The organism is Nocardia bhagyanarayanae, from assembly GCF_006716565.1.
Taxonomy (GTDB): domain Bacteria; phylum Actinomycetota; class Actinomycetes; order Mycobacteriales; family Mycobacteriaceae; genus Nocardia; species Nocardia bhagyanarayanae.
Genome location: NZ_VFPG01000001.1, coordinates 5,330,174 through 5,355,475, shown reverse-complemented (window position 1 = coordinate 5,355,475; position 25,302 = coordinate 5,330,174). Strand labels below are relative to the sequence as shown.

The window sequence follows — 25,302 nt, the reverse complement described above, 5'->3', positions numbered from 1 at the left end:
CTATGGTCTAGCCATGACGAAGTTCGACGGCAAGAGCTGCTTGATCACCGGGGCGGCCAGCGGTCTGGGCCACGGCACCGCGCACGCGGTAGCGGCCAAGGGCGCGTCACTGATCCTGACGGATGTCGACGCGGCAGGCTTGCAGCGTACCGCCGAAGAGTTGCGCGCCGCGGGCGCCACGGTGCACCTTGCCGAAGCGCTCGACGTCAGCGATCACACCGCCGTCGCCGCACTGGCCGCCAAGACGCACGAACAGATCGGCAGCGTCGACATCGTGATGAACGTGGCGGGCATCGCCACCTGGGGGACCGTCGACCGGCTCACCCACGACCAGTGGCGGCGCACCATCGACATCGACCTGATGGGGCCGATCCACGTCATCGAGGAGTTCCTGCCGCCGATGATCGAGGCCGGGCGCGGCGGACACCTGGTCAACGTGTCCTCGGCGGCAGGCCTGTTCGGCCTGCCGTGGCACGCGCCGTACAGCGCGAGCAAATTCGGACTGCGCGGCGTCTCGGAGGTGCTGCGCTTCGACCTGCGCAGGCACGGCATCGGCGTGAGCCTGGTGTGCCCCGGCGCGATGTCGACCCCGATGGTGAACCGGGTGGACATCGCGGGCGTCGACCGCGAGGCCGAAGCGGTGCAGCAGGGGTTGAAGCTGTTCCTGCGGCACGCCGTGACCGCCGAGGAGGCCGCGAAATCCATTGTGCGCGGGGTCGAGCGGAACAGGTATCTGATCTACACCTCGCAGGACATTCGCATCGGGCACTGGGCCCAGCGCTATTTCCCGCCCTCCTACAACCTCGCCATGCGCGGGCTGAACTGGGCGATGCAGCGTTACGTCGACAAGCCAGGGGTCCTGCGCGCACCCTGATCGAACACGGAGAGGGGATCGCCATGGTCGAGCCGCTGTCTAGCGCCACCGGCGCGCCGCCGGACGCACGCTTCGACATCGGACCGGAGCGTTATCCGAGACTGCACGCGGCCGTCACGGTTCCGATCCCCATGTCCGACGGCGCGGTCCTCAGCGCCGACGTCCTGCGCCCCGGCGACCGCTCCGGGCCGACCGCCGAACCGCTCCCGGCGCTGATCAACTTCACCGCTTACAACAAGATGATCAACCGGCACGGCATGCGCGCGAATCGGGCGCTGCGCGCGCTGGCGGGCCGCATCCCACCGTCGGACCGCGCCAGGATGACGGCGCGGGACGTGCTGCGTACACCCGCGGGCGGCGTCCTGGAACCGTTCGCGATCAACCGCACCGCCGTGTCGCGCGGGTACGTGGGTCTGATGGTGGACGTGCGGGGCACCGGAAGTTCCACGGGCACTTGGGATTTCTTCGGTCCGAGGGAGCAGCGCGACTATCTCGAGGTCGTCGGGTGGGTCCGTGAACAGCCATGGTGCGACGGACGTGTGGCGGTGACGGGGCTTTCCTACGGCGCGATCGCGGCGCTCGTCACCGCGGGCCTTCGCCCCGAGGGACTCGCCGCCGTCTTCGCCATCGAGGCGGGGGAGAACCCGGTGCGCGAACTCGGGCTCACCGGCGGGGTGCCCACGCCGGGCATGCTCGCGTGGATCCTGTTCGTGCACGGAGCCGGGCGGATTCCGGCGCTGCCCGGTCTCGTGCGCAACGGACTGCTCGGCCATTATCTGCGCGACCGGATCACCGCGCGCTCGGATTGGCTGCGCCGCGCCATACGGATCGCCGTCAGCATCGACCACCCCGACGGCTACCTCAATCCCGAGTGGGCGGCCCGGCTCGCGCACTTCGAGGAGATCGACGTCCCCACCTGGATCCACGGCGGCTGGCACGACGTCTACAACCGCTCGAATTTCCGCATCTACGAGCGTATTCCGGTCGCGCCGGGCGCCAAGCAGATCCTGGTGGACGACTCCTACCACCTCACGCCCGGCTCCGGCTTCGGCGATCCCGGCAACCCGCAGGCGCTCGACGAACTCCAGTGCGCGTTCTTCGACCGCTGGGTCAAGGGCATCGACAACGGAATCGACGGATACGGACCGGTGACGGTGCGCAGACAGGGCGACGGTCGCTGGATCCGCCGCGCCGAATTCCCGGATCCGGCGACGCGCGTGCGCAGGCTCTACCTCACCGCCGATCCGAGCGGCACCGCGTCACACGCCGCCGCAGACGGCGGATTGTCCACCGCGCCAACGGATACCGAGTATTCACTGACGGTGCCGACGGGCCGGGTCAGCGCCGCCTCGAACAACACCGCGGTGATGACGATGGGCGTCGCGCTGCTGTTCGGTGACCGTTTCGGCAACGACGACCGGCGCAGCGAGGCCACCGCGCTCACCTTCACCAGCGCGCCGCTCGAGACCGACACCGTGCTCTCCGGTCCGATGAACCTGCACCTGCTCGCCGCGGTCGACGGCACCGACGCCTTCTGGTCGGTCACCGTATGCGACGTATCCCCCGACGGCGTCTCGGCGCCGCTCACCCGTGGCGCGCTGTTGTCGACGCTGCGGGCGACCGATTCCGCCGACAGCTATTACGCCGAGGGCGAACTGCTTTTCGCCATGCACCCCATGACCGCCGATTCCGCGCTACCGGTGACGCCGGGGGAGGCCTTCGAGATCGACGTCGAGATCAACCCCACCGAGGCGCTGCTTCGCGCCGGGCATCGGCTGCGAGTCGCGGTCAGCCCCACCAGTTTCCCGCGCCATCTGATTCCGCCCTGGAAGCGGCGCCAGATCGCGGGTCAGCGCATCCTGTTGCGTCCCGACCGTCCGAGCTACCTGAGTTTCCGCGCGTTCGGCGGCGACTGATACGCGCGCACGAGCCGGACCGACGGTTGTTGCTGCGCGGTCGCGAGGCCGGAAAAGCAAGGGGGGAGCGGATCGCAGCGGCCTACCGTACTATCGCGTGCGGAGACACCGGCCGGGTAGACGAAGGGGGGACGGTGTGGGACCTCGCCTTCCGGCGACCGCGCGCGACGGGGCAGCGTGGATTCGGCGCTTCGCGCGTACGACACCGGGACTGATCGGCGCGCTCGCGCTGGCGACGGTGGCGCTGTGCCTGCTCGCTGGATTCACCGGCGCGAACCAGTTGAGCGGGAAGATCGACCGCCGCGACGCCGCCTTGGCTCGCGCCGAGCCGCTCGCCTACGCGGCGCAGAACCTCTACGTCTCGCTCTCGGCGGCCGATGCCGCCGCGGCCGAGGCGTTTCTGACCGGCGGCATCGAGACGCCGCAGGTGCGCGCACGCTACCAGCAGGCGCTCGCCGACGCGGCCGACGCGCTGGCGCAGGCCACCGCGGACGCCTCCGACGAGCGCACCCGCCGCATCGTGGCGGCCATCAGCGCCGAATTGCCCGCCTACACCGGCCTCGTCGAGACGGCGCGTGCGAACAACCGGCAAGGGTTCCCGGTCGGTTCGGCCTACCTGCGCGAAGCCTCCGAAGTCATGCAGGATTCGCTGTTGAAGAACGCCGAGGAGCTGAGCACCCTCCGCTTCGCGGCCATGCACGAGGAGCAGCGGTCGATCGGGGCGCTGCCGTTCACCACGATCACCACACTGCTGCTGGTGCTGTTCGCCTGCGGCGCGGGCTCTTTCGTGCTGCTGCGCCGTACCAACCGGCGGGTCAACCCCGGACTCGTCGCCGCGGCGACGGCGACCGGAGTCGCGCTGCTGTGGACCGTGCTGGCGACCTCGGTGGCCGCCGCGGCACTGGAGACCGGCGACGACGGCGCGGCCGTACGGTTCCAAACGCTCGCCGAGGCAAGGATTCTGGCGCAGCAGGCCCGCACCGCGGAGACATTGCAGCTGATCACCCGCGGTGACATCGCCGCGGGCGAGGAGACGTTCACCCGCCATACCGCGGCGCTGCGCGACCGACTCTTGGAGGTCACCGGCCCCGATTCGCCCGCGGCTCTGCGCTTCGAGGGCTGGACCTCGGGGCATCGGCGCCAGATCGCGTGGTATCAGGCGGCCGACTATCCGGCGGCCGTCGACCAGGCCATCGGCACCGGTCCGGAGACCTCGGCGACCAGGTTCGCCCAACTCGACGATTCGTTGCGCGCCGACGTGCAGCGGGTGCGCAGCGACCTGCGCGGCGGTGTCGACGCCGCGGGTGACGCGCTGACCTGGAGCCCCTCCGGCGTGTTGCTGCTGATGCTGGTCGCGGCGGGCGCCGCGGTCGTCGGATTGTGGCCGCGGCTGAAGGAGTTCCTGTGACAAGACGGCTCTTCTCGCTGGTCGTCGCGCTGGCCGCGCTCGGTCCGCTGGTCGGGTGCAGCACCGACGCCTCGGTGCCCGCGACGCCGGCCGCGGCCGCGGTGAATCCGGCCCCGCCCGAGTTCGCCGAGATCACCACGCCCGGTCAGGCCGAGGACGAGTGCGACGCCGAGGCCAGCTTGCGCCCCGGCCCGTTGCCGCCGCCTGGCGCGATGCCCACGGGCTCGCCGATGGCCGCGATCGAGGCCAACGGCCGGATCCGGGTCGGCGTCGACCAGAACACCTACCTGTTCGGTTTCCGCAACCCCATTACCAACGAGATCGAGGGCTTCGACATCGACATCGCCAGGGAGATCGCCCGGGCGCTGTTCGGCGACCCGAATCGGATCGAACTGCGCTCGGTGACCGCCGAGGAGCGCATCTCGGCGCTGCGCGAGAACAAGGTCGATCTCATTGTGCGCACCTTCTCGGCCACCTGCGAGCGCCGGCGCGACGTCGACTTCTCCGCCGTGTACTACCGTGCGGCGCAGCGCATTCTGGCGCCGAAGAACTCCGGCATCCGGTCCGGGGCGGATCTCGGCGGCAAGCGCGTGTGCGTCACCAGGGGCACCACCGCGTCCGGGCCGCTGTTCGCGTTGCCCAAGCGACTCACGGTGTTCGGCGTCGCCAACTGGACCGACTGCCTGGCCGCGCTGCAACAGGGCCACGTGGACGCGATCAGCGCCGACGACCCCATTCTGTTCGGCCTCGTCGCCCAGGACCGGAACCTCGAGGTGGTCGGCGAACCCATCGGCAGCGGCGCCTACGCCGTCGGTGTGGCCAAGGGCGCGCCAGATCTCGTGCGCTTCGTCAACGCGGTGCTCGAACGGATCCGCACCGACGGCACCTGGCAGCGCATCTACGCCGCGCGCCTCAGCGCGCTCGGACCCTCGCCCGGCCCGCCAGAAACCCGGTACACCACGTGAGCCGAGCGATCATGCAGCCACGCACCCTCGCCGAGATCGACAGCGAATTGGCCGCCCGCAGCGCGGAATTCGACGCGATCGCCGCCACCCTGCTGGAACTGGACCGGCATCCCGGACTGACCCTGCTGCGCGGTTTTCCGCCCACCGGCCTCACCGAGCGCCGGTGGACGCCGATCCGCGCCGAGCTGGACCTGATGTGGCAGGACTTCGCCAGGCTGAAGGCCATCCTCGACTCGGCGCGCACCGTGCGCGGCACACGGTCCCGGCTGGACGCCGAGACGCGCGCCGAACTCACCCGGCTGCTGTACGGGCGGCCCTACGAGGCCTCGCGCACACCGATTCCGTTGGCGCAGCGGTCACTCACCGGACCCGGCGAACAGGTGTTGTTCGTCGGCTTGGCCGACACGGTCGATCGCATGCGCGCGACGTTTCCCCGGATCGCCGCCTTCCTCGACGAGGTCGGCGCCGTCAACGACCGGGTGCTGTCCGGGCTCGCGCCGCTCCAGGACCGGCTGGACCGCGCGGGCGCCGTCACCGCCGAACTGCGCGACATCGGTGCGGCAATCGCGGAGCTGTTGCGCCGCTCGGCCACCGATCCGCTGGCGTTGACACCGCCCGAGATCGACGCCCGCCTCGCCGATATCGGAGCCCGCCTGGACCGCGCGGCCGACGTGCTCGCCGAGCTGACATCGATCACCGCGAACTGGGATGCCGCCGTGGCGGCGACCCGTGACCGGCTGACCGTGCTCGCCGAGAGCGAGGCCCGAGCCGGACGCGCGCGTGCGGAAGCCGAACGCAAGATCCGCACCGGGCCGCTGCCATCGCCCGGCGCGGAACACAAGAGGCTCGACGCCGAATTGTCCGCCCTCGCCGCCGAACCCGGTGCCGCGGCGGAACTGCTGCACCTGCGCCGCCGGATCGCCGCGGCGACCCAGGCGGCCGTCGATGCGGCGGAACTCGCCCAGGGCTTGCTGGACCGCCGCGCCGAGCTGCGCGGGCGACTATCCGCATACCGGGCCAAGGCGGCCAGGCTGGCGCTGGCCGAGGACGACGAGCTCATGGCGAGCCATCGGATCGCGAACGACCTGCTCGCGCACCGGCCGTGCGATCTCGCGGCGGCCACCCGCGCGGTCGCCGACTACCAGCAAATCGTCGCGCGGAAATCGGGGAGGAGATCATGACCTGCACCGAGCCAGGCTGTGGCGGGGCGGTCGAGGACGGCTATTGCACGGTGTGCGGGACCGCACCGGCTGCCACCGGCGCGACGGCCCAGCAGTCGGCGGGTACCGCACCGGTTGCCTCGGCACCGGAGTCGGGGAATTCCGCGGGCACGGCGTCCGAGGCCGGGCGCGCCGATGTCTGCGCCGAACCCGGCTGCGGCGGAACCATATCCGGCGGATACTGCGACACCTGCGGCACCGCGCCCGCCGCGACCGGGACCGTCGCCGCCTCGGCCCGGACGTCCGCGGGCACTGCGCGAGGGTCGGCGCGCTCGGTGCGGACCGGCCGGTCGACGTCGTCCAAGCCCAGCGCGCGCGGACGGCTCGGCGCGGGCATGGTCGACGTGCCTCGCGTGCCGCGGATCCACCCCACCTCGGCCATTCTGGCCGACCCGATGGTCGCGGAGTCGAAGCGTTTCTGCGGCGCCTGCGAACGACCGGTCGGCCGCGGCCGGGACGGCGCGCCGGGCCGCACCGAGGGCTTCTGCCCGAACTGCGGCGCCCGGTTCTCCTTCGCGCCCAAGCTGAGCGCCGGCGACCTGGTCGGTGGCCAATACGAGGTGGTCGGTTGCCTCGCGCACGGCGGGCTCGGCTGGATCTACCTGGCCACCGACCGCAATGTCGGCAACCGCTGGGTGGTGCTCAAAGGCCTGCTCAACTCCGGCGACCTGGACGCCATGGCGGCGGCCGTCGCCGAGAAGCGGTTCCTCGCCGAAGTCGAGCATCCGAGCATCGTCAAGATCTTCAACTTCGTCGAACACGCCGGGCCCGATGGCGTCGCGGTCGGCTACATCGTCATGGAGTTCGTCGGCGGCACCTCGCTCAAGCAGATCCTGCGCGATCGGCGCGACACCGACGGCGGATACCTGCCGGTGCCCCAGGCCATCGCCTACATTCTGGAGATGCTGCCCGCACTCGGCTACCTGCACTCGCTCGGTCTCGCCTACTGCGACTTCAAGCCCGACAACGTGATGCAGACCGACGAGCAATTGAAGCTCATCGATCTCGGCGCCGTGATCGCCATGGACGATCAGGACAGCGCCATCTACGGCACGATCGGCTATCAGGCGCCCGAGATCGCCGCCACCGGACCGACCGTCGCGACCGAGGTGTACACCGTCGGCCGCACGCTGGCGGTGCTGATCATGCACGTCCCGCAGGAGGGCGGGCATTTCGGCGCGCTGCCGGGACCCGAGGCCGAACCCCTGCTCGCCCGCTACGACTCGCTGCACCGGTTCCTGCTGCGCGCCACGGACGCCGACCCCGAGGCCAGATTCGCCTCGATGGAGGAAGTGGCCGATCAGCTGACCGGCGTGCTGCGCGAGGTGCTCAGCGCCGACGACGCGGTACCGCGCCCCGGCATGTCGGCGTACTTCGGGCCGCCGCGCGCGGTCTTCGGTATCGGCGTCGACGCGGCGGTCGCGCCGGAGGACATCGTGGCCGGTCTGCCGGTGCCGCTGGTGGATCCGAGCGACAGCGGCGCCGCGCTGCTCGCCACGACGGCCGGAACGACGCCCGGCGAACTGGAGCAAGCCTTCGCCGACGGACTGCGTTCGGTGGTCACCGGCCGCGGCGAATCGGTGGAGATCCCGCTGCGCTTGGTGCGCGCCGCGCTCGACACCGGCGATCCGGCCGAGGCCGAGCGCAGGCTCACCGAGCTCGCCGACCGGTTGCCCGGCGACTGGCGGCTGGCCTGGTATCGCGGGCAGGCCAGGCTGCTCGCCCGCGATTTCGCCGCCGCCCGCGCCGAATTCGACGCCGTGTACGCGGCGCTGCCCGGTGAACCGGCGCCCAAGCTCGCGCTGGCCGCCGTCGCCGAGCTCACCGCCGACGGCGCCGCGGCGGCGCGCTACTACGACACCGTCTGGCGCACCGACCGCTCCTTCGCCGCCGCGGTGTTCGGCCTGGCGCGGACGCGCCGCCGCGCGGGTGACCGGGACGGCGCGGTCGCGGCTCTCGACCAAGTCGATCGGTCCTCGTCGCTGTACACCGACGCGCGCGTGGCCGCGGTGGACGCGCTGCTCGCCGAACGCGGGCCCGCCGAGCTGACGGAGGCGGTCCTGCGCGATGCGGGCGGCCGGGTCGACGCGCTCGCGCTCGATTCCAAACGCCGTCACGCACAGGTGCGGATGCGGGTGCTGGACGCCGCGCTGGCCTGGCTCGACGGCGGCCGAGCGGCGACGAACCACGCGCCGCTGCTCGGCGTCTCGTTCGACCAGGAGGGTGTGCGCACCGGGTTGGAGCGCTGCTTCCGCGACCTGGCGCGCGAGACCGAGGACATGTGGGCCCGTTTCGCGTTGGTGGACCGCGCCAACGCCATCCGCCCGAGGACCACGCTGTGAACCGGGACGGGACAACCGAACCGGGTGAGCCCACCCGGCCCGACCGGTCCGCCGCGTCCGACCGGCCCACCGAGCCGATCGACCCCGCCGAGCCCAGCACGGCGCCGCCCCCATCCGACCAGCCGACTTCGACCGTGAGTGCCTACGTGACCCCACCTGTGAGCGCAGCTCCGACCCATCCGTCGGACACCGTGCCGACCATGCCGTTGGCGAAACCCGCCGCACCGCCGAACGCTTCGCCGCGCTGCCCCGGTTGCCGGGAGAGCGTCTCGAGCACCGACCGGTACTGCGAGGCCTGCGGGCGGGAACTGGGCGCGCGCCGGGTCGCGCTGCCGCACCCGGAGGCCGAGTCGGCGACGCCGCGGCCGTGCGACGCCTGTGGCGCGCAGGAGTACGACCCGGACGGCTACTGTCGCGGCTGCGGCCAATTGCGCGCTCCGCGTGACCGTTTCGAGGCCGACCTCGGCGCGGTGTGCGTGGCCACCGATCGCGGCATCGCGCACGCCCGCAACGAGGACTCCGTCGCCGCCGCCGTGGTGGACGGCGCGGCGGGACCGCGCACCGTCGTCATCGTGGTGTGCGACGGTGTGTCCACCTCCGAGGATCCGCAGGCGGCCTCCGGCACCGCGTCTCGGTCTGGCGTGGACGCCACGCTCGCCGCACTGGCCGAGGGCCAGGACGCCCCCGACGCCGCGCTGGCCGGACTCGCCGCCGCGGCGCAGGCCGTGCGCGATATCGCCGTGCACGAGAGCCACGCGCCCTCCTGCACGTATGTCTCGGCCATCGTGCGCGGCTACGACGCCGACACGGTCGAGATCACGGTGGCGAATGTCGGTGACAGCCGGGCATATTGGCTCGTGCCCGCGCCGGGCGCGCCCGACATCCCGCCCTCGCAACGGCTGACCGTCGACGACTCCTGGGCTCAGGCCCTGGTCGACGCGGGCGCCATGGACGAGCAGGCCGCCATGAAGGATCCGAGGGCGCACACGCTGTTGCGGTGGCTCGGCGCCGACTCGGGAGACCGGCCGTGGTCGGACACTTGCGTGCGCGCCTTCCGCACCCGCGGCCCCGGCCTGCTGCTGCTGTGCAGCGACGGCCTGTGGAACTACCAACCGGACGCCCACGCGCTAGCCGCGCTCGCGACCGCCCCGGAGCCGATGCGAGCGGCCCGCGATCTCGTCGAGTTCGCGCTGCGCAGCGGGGGCAACGACAACATCACCGTCGCGCTCGCACCGGTGCCCTGATCGACCAGCCAGGAGAAGTACTGTGAATTCTGTTGCCGGCAACGGTATCTCGGTGGTCGTCGACCAGAACGAGTACCTCGCGGAAGGTGCGGGCACGGTCGACGCGGTGGTCTCGGTGGAGACCGGCGCCGATTTCGTCGCGGCCGGGCCGCCGCCGGAGCGCGTGGAGATCCTGATCATCGACAGTTCGGGGTCGATGGGCAACGGCAAGAAGCTCGAGGGCGCCCGCCGCGCCGCCATGGCCGCCCTCGACGCGCTGCCCGACGGCACCCGCTTCGCGATCGTGCAGGGCACGTCGATGGCCCGCCTGGTCTTTCCCACCGATGAGCCCTCGGTGCCCGCGGACGCGACCACACGCGCCGCGGCGCGCCGAAAGCTCGACAAACTGCGTGCCGACGGCGGCACCGCCATGGGCACCTGGCTCGGCTTGGCCCGCCAACTGGCCAAGAAGCACGAGGGCGCCATGGTGCACGCGATCCTGCTCACCGACGGCAAGAACGAGCACGAGTCGCCGGAGTCCCTCGCCGCCGAGATCGCCCAGTCCGAGGGCGTGTTCACCTGCGATTGCCGCGGCGTCGGAACCGATTGGCGGGTGGACGAATTGCGGGCCATCGCCTCAGCTCTGCACGGCACCGTCGACATCGTCGCCGATCCGGCGCACCTGGCCGCGGATTTCGCGGCGATGACACACACCTCGATGGCCAAGGCCATTCCCGAACTGACACTGCGGGTCTGGACTCCGGCCGGCGCCACGGTGCGCTTCGTCAAGCAGGTCGCGCCCGCCATCGAGGATCTGACGGCCCGCCGCGTCGAGAGCGGCCCGCAGGTGGGGGAGTACCCGCTCGGCGCGTGGGGCGCGGAGGAGCGCGATTACCACGTGCAGGTGCGGGTGGAGCCCGCCGCGCCGGGACGGGAGAAGCTGGCGGCGCGGGTCAGTGTGATCGCGGGCGACGAGGTCGTCGGGCAGGGTCTGGTGCGGGCGGTGTGGACCACCGAGACGGAGTTGTCGGCCCGGATCAGCAGGCGCGTAGCGCATTACACCGGTCAGGCCGAGCTGGCCGACGCGGTGCAGGAGGGGCTGGCGGCCCGCAAGAACGGTGACGTGGAGACCGCGACGGCCAAACTGCGGCGTGCGGTCCAGCTTGCCGCCGAGTCCGGCAACGAGAGCACAGCGAAGCTGCTTCGCGGCGTGGTCGAGGTGGACGAGCACAACGGCACGGTGCGGCTGCGGGCGCGCGTCGCGGCCGAGGACGAGATGGCACTGGACGCCCGCTCCACCAAGACGGCACGGGTACGCAAGGAGTCCTGATGGTCACCTGCCCGGAGGGACATCGGTCGGCGGCGGCCGACTACTGCGATGTGTGCGGAGCGCCGATCGGCGCGCCGCCGGCGACGGTCGCCGCGCCTCGCTGCCCGGCCTGCGGCGCGCCGAGCGGGGGACGCTTCTGCGAGGCTTGCGGTCACGATTCGGCGTTGCCCGCGCCGTCCCCGCCGGAACCCCCTGCGCGCCAGGACGATTCGAAGGTCGCCGACTCGGCCGCCGTGCGGCCGCCGACCGTCACCTGGATCGCCACCGTCACCGCCGATCGCGCCTTCTACGACCGTGTACTGGCGCGCGAAGGTCCGGACTCGGATCGCGTGGAGTTCCCCGCGTACTATCCGCCGCGCCGAATCACGCTGCACGGCAGCGAGATCCTGATCGGCAAGCGCAGTGTCTCGCAGGGCCTGCACCCCGACATCGATCTCGGCATCGCCCCCGCCGACGCGGGCGTCTCGCGGGCGCACGCGCTGCTGCACCTGACCCCGACCGGCCTCACCGTCACCGATCTCGGCTCCACCAACGGCACCAGCCTCAACGGCGGCGACGACCTGATCCCGCCGGAGCAGCCGGTCGCGCTGCGCAGTGGCGACCGCGTTCACGTCGGGGCGTGGACCACCATCACCCTCACCGTGGAACCGGCCTGAGGTCTGCGATCATGGCCGGATGGTCTCCGCTGTCTATCTGATCACCGGTATCCAAGCCGCGGGCAAATCGACGGTGGCCCAAGCGCTGGCCGAACGCCTGCCCCGATCGGCGCACGTGCGCGGGGACACCTTCCGCAGGTTCGTGGTGGGCGGCCGCGCGGAAATGGGTCCGGAACCGTCCGCGGCGGCCCTCGATCAATTGCGGCTGCGCCACCGGCTCGCCGCGTCCGTCGCCGACGAGTACGCCGCGGGAGGATTCACGGCGATCCTGCAGGACGTGGTGCTCGGCGAGTTCCTGCCCTACACCGTCGACCGGATTCGCACGGACCCGCTGTATGTCGTGGTGCTCGCGCCCAGCCGCGACGCGATCGCCGCCCGTGAGGCGGCCCGCGACAAGAACGCCTACGACACGTTCACCGTGGCGGCCTTGGACGCCGTGCTGCGCGACAGCACGCCGCGGCTCGGTTTATGGCTCGACACCTCGGAGCTGACCGTCGCCGAGACCGTCGACGCCATCCTCGACACCGCCCGCCCGATGGTCCGGGAACCGAGCCGTTAGACGTCCTTGCGCAAGACCGCGCGCCGCGCGAGCGGCTTGGTCGCCGGTCCTTCCAGCACCGTGCCGTCCGGCGCGAAGCGAGAGCCGTGCAGCGGACAGTCCCAGGACCGTTCCGCGTCGTTCCACCGCACGATGCCGTACAGATGCGGGCAGACGGCCGACACCTCGGTGCTGACTCCGTCGACGGTGCAGATCGCCGAGGGCGTGAGCCCGTGGCGCTCGACCCGTCCGCAGCCCTCCTCGGGCATACTGGCCGAGCCGCCGCCGAGCATGCGTAGCCAGCCCATCGAAAGTTGTTGGGCCACCATGGTGTTCGCCTTGGCGCCGGAGATCAGCGAGCGCAGCTCGGCGGGCCGCCAGGTGGTGAAGGTGCCGGACCAGGCGGGTGGCTTGCCGGTGAGCCTGCCGGCCAGCGCGAGCGCGGCGGCGACGCCGTTGGTCAGGCCCCACTTCGCGTAGCCGGTGGCGACCAGGATGTCGTCTCGACCGGGCAGCAGCGGGCCGACGTAGGGCAATTCGCCGACCGGGTGGTAGTCCTGGGCCGACCAGCGGTGCAGCACCTGCGCGCCGGGGAACCAAGCGGCGGTCCAGTCCAGGAGTTCGTCGGCGTGCTCGGCGGCCGCGTCGGTCCGCCCGACCGCGTGGCCGTTACCGCCGACCAGCAGCAGGTCGCCCTCGGGCGTGGGGTGGTAGCGCAGCGAGCGGATGGGCTGTCCCGCGCTGATGTACATGTCGTGCGGCACCGCTCCGGGCACCCGGAACGCGGCCAGGTACGAGCGCTGTGCCGTGAGCCGTGCGAAGAACCCGCCACGGTCCAGCATCGGGGTCCCGGTGGCCAGCACGACCGTGCCCGCGGTCAGGTCGCCGTGTTCGGTTTGCACGATCAGCTCGCCGTCGGAGCCGTGGTGCACTCCTTGCGCGAGCGTCGATTCGTAGATCGGGGCGGCGTGCGACTCCACCTCGGCGGCGAGTGCGGCCAGCACGGCCATCGGATCGATCTGGGCCTGCTCGATCAGCCGGACACCGCCGTACACCGGGAAAGGCGCTTCCAGGTCGTCGATCAGCTCGGTCGGCAGTCCCGCCGCCCGCGTCGCCTCGAATTCGGCTCGCACCGCATGCTTTTCGTGCTCGGATTGGGCGTAGGTGACCGCCGCGGCGCGCTGGTACGCGATTCCGTGCTCGTCGCAGAAGCGCAACAGCCAATCCTGGCCGTCCCGATTCGCCGCCAGGTACTGCGCGAGGGCGCCGATGCCGTGCTGTCCGGCGATGCTCTGCGCGCGAGTTCCCTGGAGCAGACTGACTTTTCCGGTCGTACCACCGGTTGTCCCGTAGCCGACGCGCCGACTTTCGACCACCGCGACCTGGACGCCGTTCTGGGCCAGTAGCAGGGCGGTGACGAGCCCGGTGATGCCTGCGCCGATCACCACGGTGTCGAAACGCGAGCCGGGCGTCAGCCGCAGTCGTGCGGGTACTTGCGCGTCGTTCATCCACAAGGACGTCATAGTCGGGACATAGCCGATCGACCCGGCCCGAAACCCGGCGCTGACCGGCCGATCTTCCATCCGGGCGCGCGCGTGATCGACTTCGGCGAATATCCGCGGCGCTGATTGAGCCCGCCTCGGCCGGGTAGACCGCCACTGTCCACCTGATAACCGATATTTCGGAGGTAGATATCGTGTCCGAGCAGAAGAGTGGTCCCCGGGAAGGCGTCGAAGGCGCTGTCGAAGGCGTCAAGGGCAAGGCCAAGGAGGCCGCCGGAAGCGTCTTCGGAAACGACGATCTGCGCGACGAGGGCAAGGCCCAGCAGGACAAGGCCGAGTCGCAGCGCGAGGCCGCGCGGAAGGAAGCCGCCGCCGAGAAGGAGCGGGGTGAGGCGTCGGTCGACGAGCAGCGTCAGCGCGCCCACCAGCGGGGGCAGTAGTCCCCGTCCCCGACCTGTGCGGTGACGAACGGGGTGCCCGGCATCTGCCGGGCACCCCGTTCTCGTTGTTCTACTTCAGAACGAAGGGTCTGCTACTTCGGAACGAAGATGCCGGTCAGGTCCGCTTTCCGGATCGGTGTGTCCGGATTGGCCTGCGCGGTGCACATCAATTCGATCGAGGCGATGGCGGCGTCGACCATGCGGTCGTCCGGCGCCTCCTGGCCGCTGCGTTCCTGCTCGAGGAACTTGGTGACGGTGGTCCGCTTCTTGTCGGCGTCCTGCTCGACGAATTCGCTGCACGGCGTGTCGCCGCCCTTGTTGACGGCCTTCTCGGCCTCCTCACAACCCACCGCGAACATGGCGGCCGAGGCCAGCGCCGCGACGGCGAGGCTACGCATTCTCATCGAAACTCTCCTGTGTCGGGGCGGCTCAGAAACCGGCGAGGCCGGCGGCCAGGTCATCGAGGTTCAGCGCATCGAGCACCTGCTGGCGCACGTCGGGGCACTGTTGGATGGTCGCGGTGTCGATGATCGACTGATCGGCGAGCACGGCGTCGTTGAGTCCGCCGTTGCGCACCGCCCAGTTGTGCACCGTGCCGTTGAAGCTGACCCGGCCGACGACCTCACCCTGTTCGCTCCAGTTGCCGACCTCCGCGCGCATCATGTCGCACAGCTGCGCGGCGGCCGCGGGCGTCACCTCGTCGGGATTCGGCACATCGGCGCTCGTCGGCGGTGCGATGGTCAGCTCGACGCTGCCCTCGGTGGGGGTGGCGGGCACCGGGTCGGTGTTGCCGTCGCCGCCGCATCCCGCGACGAGCGAGCCCACGGTCACCAGCCCGGCGAGCACAGCCAGACTCCGGCTCTGCAGCCGAGTTCGGCTGAGTATCATTCTTTTTCCTTTCCACGCCACCCCGTCGGCTTCATACGATCGGTGGTGCACGATCAGTGGCCTCGGTCGTCGTAGAGCGAGTCGCCGTGCTTGCGCTGGACGCGCTTGTGTTCGGCGAAGACCAGCACGGCGCCGATGACGATGCTCAGCCCGGCCGCGATGCCCGCCACGATCGCCCAGCCCTCGAAGCCGTAGCCCGCTGCGGTGAGCGTCAGCGCGACGAGCACGATGCCGACGCCGACCAGGACCATGCCCGGCCAGTTCTTGGCGTCCTCGATCGCCTCGCCCGCATGCGTCCGAGTGGTCCGGTGGTGGTCCGGGAATACGCCTTCGGGCTTCTTGTCGCCTCGGAAATTGTTCTCGGCACGCATAGTGGTCTCCTTCCGGCCGCAACCATCGAACGGGTGCCGTTCGACGGGTACCCGGGGAATCACCGGTCAATCAGCGGTGGTCGGCGACGAGGTCGGTGAGCAGCCGGTCCCAGGCCAGCAGGAACTCGGGGAGGCCGAAATTGGCCTGCGCCCATTGCCTCGCCGATTTGCCCGCCAGCTCGGCGAACATGGGTTCGTGCAGGAACTGCCGGACCGCCTCGGCCAGAATCTCCGGCTCGGTCGACACCACACCGGCCTCGGCGGGGATCGAGGCGGAGACCTCGGTGGTGCCGAGCGCCACGATCGGCATGCCGAGATACATCGCTTCCAGCACCGACATGCCGAGCGAGGTCCAGCGCGGCACGTGCAGGAACACACGGCGGCGGGCCAGCTCCTCGTGCAGCCGGTCCTGTTCGAGATCGCCCGCGCCGACGATTCGATCCGGCGGGCGGTGCAGGGCGTCGGCCAGCCGTTCGGTGCCCGCGCCGTAGACATCGATCGGCGCCGCTTCGGAGAGCGGCGCGAGCAGGTCGGTGCCGGTGATGCGGCAGCGGCGCACCGGATCGTGGATGATCGTCGCCGCCCTTGCCAGTTCACCGGTGTACCGCTGGCCGGGATCGGGGATGCCGTAGCGGATGACCATGCTCGGGCAGCGGCCGTTGTCCCACATCAGCCGGTTGAACTGGGTGACGTGCACCAGCGGGATGTCGGAGCGACCGGCCAGGGGATGCCTGGTCAGCGCCGCGTGCTGGTGCGGGGTGTTGTGTTCGACGTAGACCGCGGGCACGTCGATGCCCGGCGCGCGGCCGAGCCATTCGTGCGCGAGATCCATCTCCCTCGGGCGTTGCAGGACAACGAGATCGATGTCGGTGTCGACCAGATCGGCGGGTGCGATGTCGACCGCGTTCGCGGGCCAGGGACGACCGCACCGGCCACGCGCCCACTCGCCGCGGCGTGCGTCGTAGGGCACCAGATAGCGGTGCCCGCCCTGGACGAAAGCTGTCATCCACGGGCTGTGCGCGTGCCACACCAGGACGTTCAGCGGTCCGGCCGCCCCGTTCGAAGTGATCGTCGGAGCTTCCATACGCCCGGGGTGCCCCGGCGCGCGCGCCCGAAACCTGGATACCCGAGAACCCGTGTACCCGAGCGCGACCCGGGTAAGCGGTCCCCGAGGCGCCCGCACCGTGGCGACTCTCACACGGGACCAGGGAGGTCGGGGATGACAACGGCAGGCGACATCATGACGGCGGGCGTGCACTGTATTCGCGCGGGCGACACCGTGGCCGAGGCGGCGGACCAGATGGCCGAGCTCGACATCGGCGCGTTACCGATCTGCGGCGAGGACAACCGGTTGCACGGGATGCTCACCGACCGCGACATCGTGGTGAAAGTCGTTGCGGCGCGCAAGGATCCGCAGCGCGTGACGGCGGGGGAGCTGGCCGGTGGTGTGCCGTACACGGTGGACGTCACCGACGGCGTGCGAAAGGTGGTGTCGCTGATGGCCCAGCACCAGGTGCGGCGCATCCCCGTGCTCGATCGCGGGCGGCTGGTCGGCATCATCGCGCAGGCCGATATCGCGACCGCGCTGGGTAACGCGCAGGCGGGGAACATGGTGGAGGCGGTCTCGCTGGACTTCTGAGTGCCACCGATCGGGCACCGTGCCGCGGCACCGATCGGGCACCGTGCCGCGACACCGATCCTGGCGCTGTGCCCGCCGCGCCGATCAGGTGGCACTGTGCTGCGGCGCGCCGATCGCGCGCCGCGCGTCGCGACGCAGGATCAGGTCGGCACGATCACGTGGGCGCGCTGACGACCCGCTGCCTGGCGGGTTCCAGCTCGTAGATCGCGTAGGCCGCCCGGATCACCGGCTCGGCCACGTTGCGCACCCGGATGCCGCCCGGCGTCGTTCCGCGCTCGGTCCCCGCGTGCGCGTGCCCGTGCAGCGCCAGATCCGCGCCGAACTCGTCGATCGGCTCGCCTAGCAGATAGGAACCGAGGAACGGGTAGATCTCCCTCGGCTCGCCGTGCAGGGTGTCGCTGACCGGCGAATAGTGCGTGAGCACGACGGTGACGTCGGTGTCCAGCTCGGTCAGCGCGTCGCGCAACGAATCGGCCAATGCCACGGTGTGGCAGGCGAATTCGCGCATCACCCGCTCGCCGAACACGCTGGCGCACTTGCCGGCGAACCCGCCGCCGAAGCCCTTCGTGCCCGCCACGCCCAGCGTCTGCCCGTCGACCGAGACGGTGGTGGAGCTGCCCTCGAGCACGGTGATGCCGTAGTCGGTGAGCAGGGCGGTGATGTCGTCCTGGGCATCGCTGTGGTGGTCGTGGTTGCCGAGCACGGCGATGACGGGCACGCCGAGATCGGTGAACTCGGTCGCGACCACCCGCGCCTCGTCCAGCGTGCCGTGCCTGGTCAGATCTCCGGCGAGCAGCAGCACGTCGGCGCGCATGGGAAGTTCGCGCAGCACGGGGCGCAGCTGTCCGGAGGATTCGGCTCCCAGATGTACGTCGCCTACCGCGGCGATCCGCATGGCGTCAGCTCCCTTCGTGCGTCGACAGGTGTTCGGTTCCGGTCGGTGCGGTGGGCACCGAGACGCGCACGTCGTTGTGGATGACCACGCCGGGCAGTTGTTCGCGGATCACCGCCTCCATCTGCTGTTTGCGCTGGTCGCTCGTCACTTCGCCGTCGAGCACCACCACCTCACCGCGAATGGTGACCTGCACGCCGAGTTCGGCGGTGCGCGGGTCCTCGGCGAGCGCGCGGCGCAGACGGGCCACGAGGTACTGGGGTTTCTCCATCGGCTCAGCCTTCTTCTCGATCTCGGGTGCCGGCGTCGGTCCGGCCGGCGTCGGTGATACCGAGGTCGTCGACCAGGCCGAGAAAGGCTCGGGCATACGGTGATTCCATCGTCTGACTGCGCACGACGTCCCAGTCCACCTGCTCGCGCAGATCGCGCGCGATGTGCAGCAGCGGGCTCAGATCCAGTCGGTGCGCGTCGAAGACGAGGAGCTTGTCGATCATCAGGTCGGTCGCGCTGATCACCGGCGCCACCGTCGGCCCGACGCGCATGACCGTGGCGCGGTCGAGCAACTCGTCGGTGACGTCGCGGCAGTTGGGCCGGTAGATGACGTCGATCAGGGTGTCGCCGTCGTAGACCTTGGACAGCCAGTCCTCGGGCGGCTGGCACACCCGCAGACCCGCCCGCGCGAGCGCCTGGATGGCGCGCGAGGTGTCGGCGGGTTTCACGAAGAGATCCACGTCGTGATCCGACGCCGGACCGCCGCGGGCGTACACCGCGCAGCCACCCGCCACCGCGAACCTGATCTCCGCGTCGAGCAGCGTGTTCGCTGCCCGGGTCAGCGCGTGCAGCAGTTCGTCCATCGTCGCGACCATGCTGCGGTGGTACCCGGCGGATTCCGGGTTAATCAGGCTCTGAGCGGGTATGCGATGGCGTACAGCCCGGCCGGAAACGACCGCGGCCGGCCACTAGGAAGGGGCGGTGACATGCCGAAGACGACCCGCAGCGGAGAGGCGAAGAAGTCCGAGCTGCCGAGCACCGTGCGCCGGTCGGACGACAAGGCGCAGCGGACGTTCGCGAAGGCGCACGATGCCGCCCTCGAGGAGTACGGCAGCGAAGAACGCGCCTACCGGGTGGGCTACAGCGCGTTGAAGCACAGCTACGAGAAGGTCGGCGACCATTGGGAGCCGAAAGAGCGGCGCGGCCCTTCCGACGAGCGCGCCGAGAGCGGTGGCCCGAACGCCCGGGGCCGGACGGCGGAGGGCGTGAACGCCAACGCGACGAAGAAGCACCTGATCGATGTCGCGGGTCGCCTGTCGATCACCGGGCGTTGGAGGATGACCAAGGACGAGCTCATCTCGGCGATCGAGAAGGAGAATCGCCGGAAGACCGCAAGTGCACGACGATGAAGACACCTCGCGCCGCCCGGCAAGGGTCGACGAGGGGCGAGACGAAACCGAGCTCGAACGACTGGACCGCAACTGGGCCAGCCTGATTCAGGAGTTGCGCGTCGTGCAGACCGGCGTGCAGTTCCTCGTCGGCGCGCTGCTGCTCCTGCCATTCCAACCCGAGTTCGCGGTGGTGTCGCAGCAGATGCGGACGCTGTATCTCGTGACTGTCGGCGCGGCGTTCGGCGCCACGGTGTTCCTGATAGCGCCGGTGTCCTGGCATCGCATCCTGTTCCGCAGGCATCGGCTGGGCAACGTCGTCTCGGCCGCGCACCGGTGCGCGATGGCGGGCGTAGCGCTGCTCGGCATCGCGCTGACGGGAGCGTTGATCCTGGTGGTCGACGTGGTTGCGGGGGACATGGCGGGCGTGATCGCCGGTGTCGTCACCGCGGTCCTCTTCGCCGGGGCCTGGCTCATCGCGCCGTGGCGATGGCGCGCCCGGAGCCGCCCGCATCCGTGACCACCGAGGCCCGCGCGGGCGCGGCGCGTCGATACGCCGACAGCGTCGCGGCGGCGACGCGATCCCAGGAATAGCGGCTGCTGGCTCGCTGATAACCCGCCGCGCCCCAGGTTTCGCGCAGTGTCGCGTCCTCGAGCAGCGGGCGCACCGCGCGCGCCACGACTTCCGGCTCGGGCGGTGCGACGAACTTGCCCGTGACTCCGTCCACCACGGTGTCGAGCATGCCGCCGACCGCGGTGGTCACCACCGGCTTACGGCAGGCCATCGCCTCCAGCGGGACGAAGCCGAACGGCTCGTACCAAGGCGTGCACAGCACCACGTCGGCCGAGCGGTACAGCCGAGGCATCGCGCTGTGCGAGACCTGGCCGAGCAGCCGAACCCGTTCGTGTACACCGTGTTCCACGGCGATGCGACGCAACCGCTTGCTTTCGGCGTCGTCGTCCACGTCGTCGCCGACCGCACCGCCCGCGATCACCAGTTCGGTGTCGGGCAGGTCGGGCAGCGCGCGCACCGCGAGGTCGAATCCCTTCCTGCGCACCAGCCGCCCCGCCGCGAAGATCCGGTGGCGCGCCTTGCGGTCGGCCATGCCGCCCTCGGGACGGAAGGCCGTGAGATCCACTCCGCAGGGCGCCACCGAGATACGGAAGCGCGGCACGCCCATCCTGACCAGTTCGACGGCCTCGTCGGCGCTGGTCGCCAGCACGTGCGCGGCCCTGGTCGCGATGAGGCGCTCGAATCGGATCCGCGAACGCGGGCTGGTGTCGGCCAGCCCGTGGTGACGGCGCTTGACGGTGCCGAGCGCGTGGAAGGTCACCACCACCGGGATGTCGTGCGCCCGGGCGGCCAGCTCGGCGGCGAGCGCGGACATCCAGAAGTGCGCGTGCACCAGATCGGGGGTGTCGATCGCCCAGTGCTTGCGCAGGAAAGTACCGAATTCCCCGAGGTGGGGCAGCGTCTGGTCGCGGCCGAGTGGCCGTGGTGGCCCGGCGGGGACGTGCACGACACGGTAGCCGTCGCGGGTCGCCACCTCTGTCCGGATGTGCGGGTCGTCGCGCCGGGTGTAGACCGTGACGCGATGCCCGCGGCGGACCAGCGCCGCCGAGAGCGCCGCGACGTGCACCTGTTGACCGCCCGCGCCGCCGCCCGGATCCGCGAGAGGACTGACGTGTTCGGAAACCATGGCGATCTTCACGGCTACTCCGTTCCGGCGAGAAGGCGGGCGCATGCCGATACTCGGCGCGGCCAGGGCCGGACGTGCCGTCGGCTATATGTGCGGGATATGCCCGCCACCGTCACGCGCAAACGGTCCGGCGCGCGCTTTCCGGCCGGAAATGTCTGGATGAGCTCGGTTTACCTGCACCGAATGCGGGCAGTCGGCCCGACGAGAGCGACTGACGGCAGGCAGGAGGAAGCCAGTGAACGAGCGATCGGACAACGGCGTCGGCGGATCCGGTGCCGATCCCAAACAGCGGCAGCTGGACGCGCACCGTGTCGATCGGGAGAGCGGCTATCTGACGACCCAGCAGGGCGTACGCGTCGAGAGCACCGACGACGCGCTGGCCGCGGGGAACCGCGGACCCACGCTGCTCGACGACTTCCACGCACGGGAGAAGATCACCCACTTCGATCACGAGCGCATTCCCGAGCGCGTGGTGCACGCCCGCGGCGCGGGCGCCTACGGCTACTTCCAGCCCTACGACAACACGCTGGCCGACGTGACGGCGGCGGCCTTCTTGACCGACCCGAGCGTGCGCACCCCGGTCTTCGTGCGGTTCTCCACCGTCGCCGGGTCCCGCGGTTCCGCGGACACGGTCCGCGACGTGCGCGGATTCGCCACGAAGTTCTATACGGCCCAGGGCAATTTCGATCTGGTCGGCAACAACTTCCCGGTGTTCTTCATCCAGGACGGCATCAAGTTCCCCGACTTCGTGCACGCGGTGAAACCCGAGCCGCACAACGAGATTCCGCAGGCCGCCTCGGCGCACGACACCCTGTGGGACTTCGTGTCGCTGCAACCGGAGACTCTGCACGCCATCATGTGGCTGATGTCGGACCGGGCCCTGCCGCGCAGCTACCGGATGATGCAAGGCTTCGGCGTGCACACCTTCCGGCTGGTGAACGCGCAGGGCAAAGGCACCTTCGTCAAGTTCCACTGGAAGCCCAGGCTCGGCGTGCACTCGCTGGTGTGGGACGAGTGTCAGCAGATCGCCGGACGCGATCCCGATTTCAATCGCCGCGATCTCTGGGACTGCATCGAGGCGGGCCAGTACCCCGAGTGGGAGCTCGGCGTCCAGCTGGTGCCCGAGGAGCGCGAGTTCGACTTCGATTTCGATCTGCTCGACGCCACCAAGATCATTCCCGAGGAGCAGGTCCCGGTCCGCCCGGTGGGACGCATGGTGCTCGATCGAAACCCGAACAATTTCTTCGCCGAGACCGAGCAGGTCGCCTTCCACACCGCGAACCTGGTACCAGGCATCGACTTCACCAACGATCCGCTGCTGCAACTGCGCAACTTCTCCTACCTGGACACCCAGTTGATCCGGCTCGGCGGTCCCAATTTCGCCCAGCTGCCGATCAACCGCCCGGTGGCCGAGGTCCGCAATCACCAGCAGGACGGCTACGGCCAGCACGCCATCCCGGTCGGACCCGCCTCGTACACCAAGAACAGCATCGGCGGCGGATGCCCGTTCCTGGCGGATTCCGGTGCCTACCAACACTATCCGCAACGGATCGACGGCGAAGCGCAGCGCAAGCGCGCGGAGAGCTTCAAGGAGTACTACCGGCAGCCGAGGATGTTCTGGCGCAGCATGTCCCCGCCCGAGGCGGAGCACATCGTCGACGCGTTCGCCTTCGAGCTGGGCAAGGTGAACCGGCCGGAGATTCGCGAGCGGGTCGTGGAGCACCTGGTTCGCATCGACACCGACCTGGCGGTGCGGGTGGCGGGCAAGCTGGGTGTTTCCGCCCCGGAGTCCGACACCGACACCTCCGACGCCTTCGTCTCGCCCGCGCTGTCCCAGGCCAACACCGCGATGGACACGATTCAGACGCGCAAGATCGCCGTGCTGGCGGCCGACGGCGTCGACGCGGCCGGAGTCCGCGCGCTGCGCGCGGCGCTGACCGAACGCGGCGCGATCGTCGAGGTCCTCGGCCTGCACGGCGGACGGGTCAGGGGTGACGGATCCGACGGCGACCAGCTCGATGTCGACCGGTCGCTGGCCACCGCCGCCTCGGTGCTCTACGACGGCGTTGTCGTCCCCGGCGGTCCCGGCGCGGCGGAGACGTTGGCGCGCAACGGTTCCGCGGTGCACTTCGTGCTGGAGGCGTTCAAGCACGCGAAGGCCGTCGCCGCCTTCGGCGCGGGCGTCTCGGTGATGCGCATCTCCGGGATCATCCCCGAGACGCCGCCGAACGGCGGCCTCGGCATCGAGCAGGGCGTGGTCACCACCGAGTCGAGCGGAGGCTCCCTACCTGGGGATTTCGTGGACGCCTTCGCCGACGCGCTGGCCAGGCACCGCATCTGGCGGCGGGCGACCGCCGCGGTGCCCGCCTGAGACAAGTCCCTGACACCGCCGGGCGAACGTGCCAGACTGTAGGGAGGTTGAGACTACAGCCGAACCCGGTTCGACGCGGTCGGCCCAGACGACGGGCCACCCGCGATCATTCGGACGGGAGCGTGACGGCACCGGCCGATCGATGCCGATCGGCGGGCGCGCGCTGGACGAACTCCGCGTGCGCCACCAGGTGGCTGACAGACTCGGCACGCGGCGGCTCGACGCACCGCGTACCTCACAGCGGGCGATCATTCCACCGTGCCTCTCCCATCGACGGCGCTCGTCCGTCGACCGAGCCGATCGCACCGAGCCGGACATCCCTTGCCAAGGGAGGTATGCCATGCCAGTTGATGCCGCTCTGCCTCGGCACCGCATCGACGGAGCCGATCCGAGCGCTCGTCAGCACGACGGCCGCATGTGGTCGCAACGGGTCGACCGGCGGCGACATTGCGTCGTTGTCCGCGTCGAGGGCGAGATAGACGCGCTCGTGCACGACCGATTCCAGGAAACAGTCGAACGCGCGACGCAGTCGCGGTGCCAGGCCGTGGTCGTCGATCTGCGCGCCGCCAGATTCCTCAGCATCCGCACCGCCAGTATGCTGGGCGCGCTCCGGCAACGGGCCGCGTGCGCGGGCGTCGATCTGCGCGTCGTGGCCGGTCGGGCCGAGATCGAACGGGCGCTCGACGTCGCGGGCGTTCGCTCGTTGTTCTTCCGATACCCATCCATGCGGGCCGCTCTGGACGCGTGAGGCCGATAGTCCTCGGCCGCATCGATCTGCTCGCCGCTCACCCGGCGAGGACGGATACTTGCCGTGTGACGGAGAGTGGGTCGGTTCCGCCCGAGGACGCGTTCGTGCTGAACCGGGTGATCGGTATGGGAACGCCGCAGAGTGTCGGCAGTTTCCGTTTCTGGTTCGAGGACCAGCGGTGGGAGTGGTCGGACGAGGTGGCGTTGATGCACGGGTACTCGCCGGGAACGGTGCGGCCCACGACGAAATTGTTGCTGTCGCACAAGCATCCCGACGACCGCGAGCAGGTCGCGACGGCATTGGCCAACTCCATCGAGACCGGAGCGCCGTTCTCGAGCAGGCATCGGATCATCGACACGAAGGGCACGGTGCACCACATGATCGTGGTGGCCGACCGGATGACCGACGAGTCCGACGAGGTGGTCGGCACCGCGGGCTACTACATCGATGTCACCGACACGCTCGAGGAGCACCGGCAGGAGACGCTGGACGACACACTGCCGGAGCTGTACGAGGCGCGGGCGATCATCGAACAGGCCAAGGGCGCGCTGATGCTGGTGTACGGCATCAGTGCTGAACAAGCTTTCCGAGTCCTGAGCTGGCGTTCCCAGGAAACCAACGTGAAATTGCGCTCGCTCGCAGCCCAGTTGATCGCCGATATGCACGCCGCGACACAGGTCGCCGTCGGCCTGCGCACGGAATTCGATCACCTGCTGCTGACCGCGCACGAGAGGGTGCGGCGGTAGGGTGGGTACCCGCGTCGGCGTTGGCCGACGTTTCAGTTCGTGTCCGACGGGTAAGCGCAACGATGAGGGACGCCGCGGTCGCCTGACCTCGAGGTGCTTGGTGATTGTTGCGCGGTAGCCTGACGGATCGGCCGCGCGAAACAAGGTGGTGATG

General features: G+C 70.3%; 27 protein-coding genes. 17 read left to right on the top strand and 10 right to left on the bottom strand.

The genetic code is table 11. The features are described 5' to 3' along the window. The first annotated feature begins 13 nt into the window (after positions 1-13). The 10 genes from FB390_RS23375 to FB390_RS23330 all read left to right on the top strand — a co-directional run bounded on the left by FB390_RS23375 (position 14) and on the right by FB390_RS23330 (position 12,493). Entirely contained in the window at positions 14-874 is an 861-nt protein-coding gene (locus FB390_RS23375; protein ID WP_141810870.1) for an SDR family oxidoreductase, read from the top strand. A gap of 23 nt (positions 875-897) precedes the next feature. After that, complete coding sequence (locus FB390_RS23370) at positions 898-2,790, top strand: CocE/NonD family hydrolase (RefSeq protein WP_141810869.1); 1,893 nt, start codon at positions 898-900, stop codon at positions 2,788-2,790. A 136-nt stretch (positions 2,791-2,926) separates the two neighbouring features. After that, positions 2,927-4,198 (top strand): hypothetical protein, encoded by a 1,272-nt coding sequence (locus FB390_RS23365; RefSeq protein ID WP_246124175.1) that lies wholly within the window; start codon positions 2,927-2,929, stop codon positions 4,196-4,198. Further along, positions 4,195-5,163, top strand: a complete 969-nt coding sequence (locus FB390_RS23360) for a glutamate ABC transporter substrate-binding protein (protein WP_246124174.1) — start codon at positions 4,195-4,197, stop codon at positions 5,161-5,163. The genes FB390_RS23365 and FB390_RS23360 overlap by 4 nt, the downstream gene beginning before the upstream one ends. 11 nt (positions 5,164-5,174) lie before the next feature. Further along, a complete protein-coding gene (locus FB390_RS23355; protein ID WP_141810868.1) occupies positions 5,175-6,344 on the top strand; it encodes a hypothetical protein in 1,170 nt (389 codons plus the stop codon). Further along, entirely contained in the window at positions 6,341-8,725 is a 2,385-nt protein-coding gene (locus FB390_RS23350) for a serine/threonine-protein kinase (protein WP_141810867.1), read from the top strand. The genes FB390_RS23355 and FB390_RS23350 overlap by 4 nt, the downstream gene beginning before the upstream one ends. A 200-nt stretch (positions 8,726-8,925) precedes the next feature. After that, the gene (locus FB390_RS23345) at positions 8,926-9,969 is read left to right on the top strand and encodes a PP2C family protein-serine/threonine phosphatase (RefSeq protein WP_246124172.1); all 1,044 of its coding nucleotides are present in this window, start codon (positions 8,926-8,928) and stop codon (positions 9,967-9,969) included. Between the two features lie 22 nt (positions 9,970-9,991). Continuing rightward, positions 9,992-11,278 carry a vWA domain-containing protein gene (locus FB390_RS34665; protein WP_141810866.1) on the top strand — a complete coding sequence of 429 codons (1,287 nt, stop codon included), beginning with the start codon at positions 9,992-9,994 and terminating at the stop codon, positions 11,276-11,278. Continuing rightward, positions 11,278-11,934, top strand: a complete 657-nt coding sequence (locus tag FB390_RS23335; RefSeq protein WP_141810865.1) for a double zinc ribbon and FHA domain-containing protein — start codon at positions 11,278-11,280, stop codon at positions 11,932-11,934. Before FB390_RS34665 ends, FB390_RS23335 begins: the two co-directional genes overlap by 1 nt. A 19-nt stretch (positions 11,935-11,953) precedes the next feature. Continuing rightward, positions 11,954-12,493: an AAA family ATPase gene (locus tag FB390_RS23330; protein WP_141810864.1), complete on the top strand. Its 540-nt coding sequence runs from the start codon at positions 11,954-11,956 to the stop codon at positions 12,491-12,493. On the opposite strand, the gene FB390_RS23325 is transcribed toward FB390_RS23330, so the two are convergent. Beyond that, the gene (locus tag FB390_RS23325; RefSeq protein ID WP_185757144.1) at positions 12,490-13,995 is read right to left on the bottom strand and encodes an FAD-dependent oxidoreductase; all 1,506 of its coding nucleotides are present in this window, start codon (positions 13,993-13,995) and stop codon (positions 12,490-12,492) included. The genes FB390_RS23330 and FB390_RS23325 overlap by 4 nt on opposite strands. Positions 13,996-14,168: 173 nt before the next feature. Between FB390_RS23325 and mbp1 the strand changes: the two genes are divergently transcribed. After that, positions 14,169-14,414 carry a microaggregate-binding protein 1 gene (gene mbp1 / locus FB390_RS23320; RefSeq protein WP_141810863.1) on the top strand — a complete coding sequence of 82 codons (246 nt, stop codon included), beginning with the start codon at positions 14,169-14,171 and terminating at the stop codon, positions 14,412-14,414. Between the two features lie 92 nt (positions 14,415-14,506). Here the strand turns inward: mbp1 and FB390_RS23315 are convergent, their stop codons facing one another. The 4 genes from FB390_RS23315 to FB390_RS23300 all read right to left on the bottom strand — a co-directional run bounded on the left by FB390_RS23315 (position 14,507) and on the right by FB390_RS23300 (position 16,757). Then, positions 14,507-14,818, bottom strand: a complete 312-nt coding sequence (locus FB390_RS23315) for a hypothetical protein (protein WP_141810862.1) — start codon at positions 14,816-14,818, stop codon at positions 14,507-14,509. Between the two features lie 25 nt (positions 14,819-14,843). Continuing rightward, positions 14,844-15,302 (bottom strand): hypothetical protein, encoded by a 459-nt coding sequence (locus FB390_RS23310; protein WP_246124171.1) that lies wholly within the window; start codon positions 15,300-15,302, stop codon positions 14,844-14,846. 53 nt (positions 15,303-15,355) lie between these two features. After that, positions 15,356-15,673 (bottom strand): hypothetical protein, encoded by a 318-nt coding sequence (locus FB390_RS23305; RefSeq protein ID WP_141810861.1) that lies wholly within the window; start codon positions 15,671-15,673, stop codon positions 15,356-15,358. 70 nt (positions 15,674-15,743) lie between these two features. Then, positions 15,744-16,757: a glycosyltransferase gene (locus tag FB390_RS23300; RefSeq protein WP_141810860.1), complete on the bottom strand. Its 1,014-nt coding sequence runs from the start codon at positions 16,755-16,757 to the stop codon at positions 15,744-15,746. Positions 16,758-16,892: 135 nt separating this feature from the next. Between FB390_RS23300 and FB390_RS23295 the strand changes: the two genes are divergently transcribed. Then, a complete protein-coding gene (locus FB390_RS23295; RefSeq protein ID WP_141810859.1) occupies positions 16,893-17,312 on the top strand; it encodes a CBS domain-containing protein in 420 nt (139 codons plus the stop codon). Between the two features lie 154 nt (positions 17,313-17,466). On the opposite strand, the gene FB390_RS23290 is transcribed toward FB390_RS23295, so the two are convergent. From FB390_RS23290 to FB390_RS23280, 3 genes are read right to left on the bottom strand one after another with little or no spacing between them, the layout of a single operon-like run. Continuing rightward, entirely contained in the window at positions 17,467-18,207 is a 741-nt protein-coding gene (locus tag FB390_RS23290) for a metallophosphoesterase family protein (RefSeq protein ID WP_141810858.1), read from the bottom strand. A gap of 4 nt (positions 18,208-18,211) precedes the next feature. Beyond that, on the bottom strand, positions 18,212-18,475 hold the full coding sequence (locus FB390_RS34380; protein WP_097243759.1) for a BON domain-containing protein: 264 nt from the start codon (positions 18,473-18,475) through the stop codon (positions 18,212-18,214). Positions 18,476-18,479: 4 nt separating this feature from the next. Next, positions 18,480-19,070: a nucleotidyltransferase family protein gene (locus FB390_RS23280; RefSeq protein ID WP_141810857.1), complete on the bottom strand. Its 591-nt coding sequence runs from the start codon at positions 19,068-19,070 to the stop codon at positions 18,480-18,482. A gap of 111 nt (positions 19,071-19,181) precedes the next feature. Here FB390_RS23280 and FB390_RS23275 point away from each other — a divergent pair, with 111 nt between their 5' ends. Together FB390_RS23275 and FB390_RS23270 are read left to right on the top strand one after the other, a co-directional pair. Continuing rightward, entirely contained in the window at positions 19,182-19,604 is a 423-nt protein-coding gene (locus FB390_RS23275; RefSeq protein ID WP_141810856.1) for a ChaB family protein, read from the top strand. Further along, positions 19,591-20,103, top strand: coding sequence for a DUF6328 family protein (locus FB390_RS23270; RefSeq protein ID WP_141810855.1), 513 nt, complete (start codon positions 19,591-19,593; stop codon positions 20,101-20,103). The genes FB390_RS23275 and FB390_RS23270 overlap by 14 nt, the downstream gene beginning before the upstream one ends. Here the strand turns inward: FB390_RS23270 and FB390_RS23265 are convergent. After that, positions 20,057-21,295: a glycosyltransferase gene (locus tag FB390_RS23265; protein ID WP_141810854.1), complete on the bottom strand. Its 1,239-nt coding sequence runs from the start codon at positions 21,293-21,295 to the stop codon at positions 20,057-20,059. The two genes, FB390_RS23270 and FB390_RS23265, sit on opposite strands and share 47 nt — an antisense overlap. A gap of 223 nt (positions 21,296-21,518) precedes the next feature. Here FB390_RS23265 and FB390_RS23260 point away from each other — a divergent pair, with 223 nt between their 5' ends. Continuing rightward, positions 21,519-23,654: a catalase gene (locus tag FB390_RS23260; protein WP_141810853.1), complete on the top strand. Its 2,136-nt coding sequence runs from the start codon at positions 21,519-21,521 to the stop codon at positions 23,652-23,654. A gap of 235 nt (positions 23,655-23,889) precedes the next feature. Here the strand turns inward: FB390_RS23260 and FB390_RS34375 are convergent, their stop codons facing one another. After that, entirely contained in the window at positions 23,890-24,147 is a 258-nt protein-coding gene (locus tag FB390_RS34375) for a hypothetical protein (RefSeq protein WP_246124367.1), read from the bottom strand. Here FB390_RS34375 and FB390_RS23255 point away from each other — a divergent pair. Then, positions 24,070-24,402, top strand: a complete 333-nt coding sequence (locus FB390_RS23255; RefSeq protein ID WP_246124336.1) for an STAS domain-containing protein — start codon at positions 24,070-24,072, stop codon at positions 24,400-24,402. The two genes, FB390_RS34375 and FB390_RS23255, sit on opposite strands and share 78 nt — an antisense overlap. A gap of 65 nt (positions 24,403-24,467) precedes the next feature. Then, positions 24,468-25,148, top strand: a complete 681-nt coding sequence (locus FB390_RS23250; protein WP_425465875.1) for a PAS and ANTAR domain-containing protein — start codon at positions 24,468-24,470, stop codon at positions 25,146-25,148. Positions 25,149-25,302: the final 154 nt, after the last annotated feature.

Excerpts from the sequence above, each read along its gene's own strand:
- FB390_RS23345 (WP_246124172.1), top strand. The coding sequence starts at position 8,926 with ATGCCGTTGGCGAAACCCGCCGCACCGCCGAACGCTTCGCCGCGCTGC.
- FB390_RS23330 (WP_141810864.1), top strand. The coding sequence starts at position 11,954 with ATGGTCTCCGCTGTCTATCTGATCACCGGTATCCAAGCCGCGGGCAAA.
- FB390_RS23355 (WP_141810868.1), top strand. The coding sequence starts at position 5,175 with ATGCAGCCACGCACCCTCGCCGAGATCGACAGCGAATTGGCCGCCCGC.
- FB390_RS23295 (WP_141810859.1), top strand. The coding sequence starts at position 16,893 with ATGACAACGGCAGGCGACATCATGACGGCGGGCGTGCACTGTATTCGC.
- FB390_RS23370 (WP_141810869.1), top strand. The coding sequence starts at position 898 with ATGGTCGAGCCGCTGTCTAGCGCCACCGGCGCGCCGCCGGACGCACGC.
- FB390_RS23375 (WP_141810870.1), top strand. The coding sequence starts at position 14 with ATGACGAAGTTCGACGGCAAGAGCTGCTTGATCACCGGGGCGGCCAGC.
- FB390_RS23350 (WP_141810867.1), top strand. The coding sequence starts at position 6,341 with ATGACCTGCACCGAGCCAGGCTGTGGCGGGGCGGTCGAGGACGGCTAT.
- FB390_RS23305 (WP_141810861.1), bottom strand. The coding sequence starts at position 15,673 with ATGCGTGCCGAGAACAATTTCCGAGGCGACAAGAAGCCCGAAGGCGTA.
- FB390_RS23325 (WP_185757144.1), bottom strand. The coding sequence starts at position 13,995 with ATGACGTCCTTGTGGATGAACGACGCGCAAGTACCCGCACGACTGCGG.
- FB390_RS23290 (WP_141810858.1), bottom strand. The coding sequence starts at position 18,207 with ATGCGGATCGCCGCGGTAGGCGACGTACATCTGGGAGCCGAATCCTCC.
- FB390_RS23280 (WP_141810857.1), bottom strand. The coding sequence starts at position 19,070 with ATGGTCGCGACGATGGACGAACTGCTGCACGCGCTGACCCGGGCAGCG.
- FB390_RS23315 (WP_141810862.1), bottom strand. The coding sequence starts at position 14,818 with ATGAGAATGCGTAGCCTCGCCGTCGCGGCGCTGGCCTCGGCCGCCATG.
- FB390_RS23310 (WP_246124171.1), bottom strand. The coding sequence starts at position 15,302 with ATGATACTCAGCCGAACTCGGCTGCAGAGCCGGAGTCTGGCTGTGCTC.
- FB390_RS23300 (WP_141810860.1), bottom strand. The coding sequence starts at position 16,757 with ATGGAAGCTCCGACGATCACTTCGAACGGGGCGGCCGGACCGCTGAAC.
- FB390_RS23255 (WP_246124336.1), top strand. The coding sequence starts at position 24,070 with ATGTGGTCGCAACGGGTCGACCGGCGGCGACATTGCGTCGTTGTCCGC.
- FB390_RS34380 (WP_097243759.1), bottom strand. The coding sequence starts at position 18,475 with ATGGAGAAACCCCAGTACCTCGTGGCCCGTCTGCGCCGCGCGCTCGCC.
- FB390_RS23335 (WP_141810865.1), top strand. The coding sequence starts at position 11,278 with ATGGTCACCTGCCCGGAGGGACATCGGTCGGCGGCGGCCGACTACTGC.
- FB390_RS23275 (WP_141810856.1), top strand. The coding sequence starts at position 19,182 with ATGCCGAAGACGACCCGCAGCGGAGAGGCGAAGAAGTCCGAGCTGCCG.